This window comes from Mycobacterium sp. IDUB_17, assembly GCF_055419465.1.
This window is the reverse complement of record NZ_JBVAXS010000014.1, coordinates 1-2,416: the sequence shown is the minus strand read 5'-3', so window position 1 is coordinate 2,416 and position 2,416 is coordinate 1. Positions and strand designations below refer to the sequence as shown.

The following is a 2,416-nucleotide window of genomic DNA, read 5'->3' as shown; positions in this document are numbered from 1 at the left end:
AAACAGGTCCCACAACCCCGCACACACAACCCCTACCCGGTATCACATGCATACGGTTTAGCCATCCTCCGCTTTCGCTCGCCACTACTCACGGAATCACTTTTGTTTTCTCTTCCTACGGGTACTGAGATGTTTCACTTCCCCGCGTTCCCTCCTGCACCCTATGTATTCAGATACAGGTAACACGACATCACTCGTGCTGGGTTTCCCCATTCGGACATCCTCGGATCAACGCTCGGTTGGCAGCTCCCCGAGGCATATCGCAGCCTCCAACGTCCTTCATCGGCTCCCAGTGCCAAGGCATCCACCATGCGCCCTTAAACACTTACAACACAAAAACCAAAAAATGAGTTTCAAAAGAAATTGCACATCAATCGCACACAAAACCAGGCCCCACCCACAAGGAGTGAGACCACACATTTCGCGTGCTAGATGCTCGCAACCACTATCCACAAATCAAACACCACACCCCACCACCAAAGATGGAGCAACAACACGCCTCCCACCCCACACAGGGGCCAGGGAAAAACGGGCCTGTTGTCTCAAAGCCCAATAGTGTGTCCGATGATTTTCCGCAGATGCTTTCCCGCATCCCACGTCAAGTTTGTTATTTGCACCAGACCCCCACCCACTACAGGTGTGAGGCCATCCAACGAATCGCCTGAAAGCTCAGCTGATCCCGCGATCTGCGGGGCCGGCCCAGGTCTCGTGGTGCTCCTTAGAAAGGAGGTGATCCAGCCGCACCTTCCGGTACGGCTACCTTGTTACGACTTCGTCCCAATCGCCGATCCCACCTTCGACGGCTCCCTCCACAAGGGTTAGGCCACCGGCTTCGGGTGTTACCGACTTTCATGACGTGACGGGCGGTGTGTACAAGGCCCGGGAACGTATTCACCGCAGCGTTGCTGATCTGCGATTACTAGCGACTCCGACTTCACGGGGTCGAGTTGCAGACCCCGATCCGAACTGAGACCGGCTTTGAAAGGATTCGCTCCACCTCACGGCATCGCAGCCCTTTGTACCGGCCATTGTAGCATGTGTGAAGCCCTGGACATAAGGGGCATGATGACTTGACGTCATCCCCACCTTCCTCCGAGTTGACCCCGGCAGTCTCTCACGAGTCCCCACCATTACGTGCTGGCAACATGAGACAAGGGTTGCGCTCGTTGCGGGACTTAACCCAACATCTCACGACACGAGCTGACGACAGCCATGCACCACCTGCACACAGGCCACAAGGGAACCAATATCTCTACTGGCGTCCTGTGCATGTCAAACCCAGGTAAGGTTCTTCGCGTTGCATCGAATTAATCCACATGCTCCGCCGCTTGTGCGGGCCCCCGTCAATTTCTTTGAGTTTTAGCCTTGCGGCCGTACTCCCCAGGCGGGGTACTTAATGCGTTAGCTACGGCACGGATCCCAAGGAAGGAAACCCACACCTAGTACCCACCGTTTACGGCGTGGACTACCAGGGTATCTAATCCTGTTCGCTCCCCACGCTTTCGCTCCTCAGCGTCAGTTACTGCCCAGAGACCCGCCTTCGCCACCGGTGTTCCTCCTGATATCTGCGCATTCCACCGCTACACCAGGAATTCCAGTCTCCCCTGCAGTACTCTAGTCTGCCCGTATCGCCCGCACGCCCACAGTTAAGCTGTGAGTTTTCACGAACAACGTGACAAACCACCTACGAGCTCTTTACGCCCAGTAATTCCGGACAACGCTCGGACCCTACGTATTACCGCGGCTGCTGGCACGTAGTTGGCCGGTCCTTCTTCTATAGGTACCGTCACTTGCGCTTCGTCCCTATTGAAAGAGGTTTACAACCCGAAGGCCGTCATCCCTCACGCGGCGTCGCTGCATCAGGCTTGCGCCCATTGTGCAATATTCCCCACTGCTGCCTCCCGTAGGAGTCTGGGCCGTATCTCAGTCCCAGTGTGGCCGGTCACCCTCTCAGGCCGGCTACCCGTCGTCGCCTTGGTAGGCCATTACCCCACCAACAAGCTGATAGGCCGCGGGCCCATCCCACACCGCAAAAGCTTTCCACCACACTCCATGAAGAGCATGGTCATATTCGGTATTAGACCCAGTTTCCCAGGCTTATCCCAAAGTGCAGGGCAGATCACCCACGTGTTACTCACCCGTTCGCCACTCGAGTACCCCGAAGGGCCTTTCCGTTCGACTTGCATGTGTTAAGCACGCCGCCAGCGTTCGTCCTGAGCCAGAATCAAACTCTCCAAACAAAAACTTCCCATCCAAAGACAGGCAGAATTCGAATCAGAAAAATCCGATCAAAACAAAAGACACCAACAAACTGGCATCAAAAAAACAAACAACCACACCCTAAACGGGAAAAAGAGCGTGGCCAAAAAACAACAAACAAAAACCACCAAACACACTATTGAGTTCTCAAACAACA

Annotated in this window: 2 rRNA genes (1 of these 2 cut by a window edge); both read right to left on the bottom strand. The window is 54.9% G+C overall.

The features are described 5' to 3' along the window. Positions 1 to 331: ribosomal RNA gene (locus ACZYZ7_RS31765) — 23S ribosomal RNA — on the bottom strand; it reaches 2,582 nt to the left of the window's first position. A 391-nt stretch (positions 332 to 722) separates the two neighbouring features. Continuing rightward, positions 723 to 2,240 (bottom strand): 16S ribosomal RNA (locus ACZYZ7_RS31760). The 16S and 23S rRNA genes sit together here, the layout of an rRNA operon. Positions 2,241 to 2,416 lie beyond the last annotated feature (176 nt).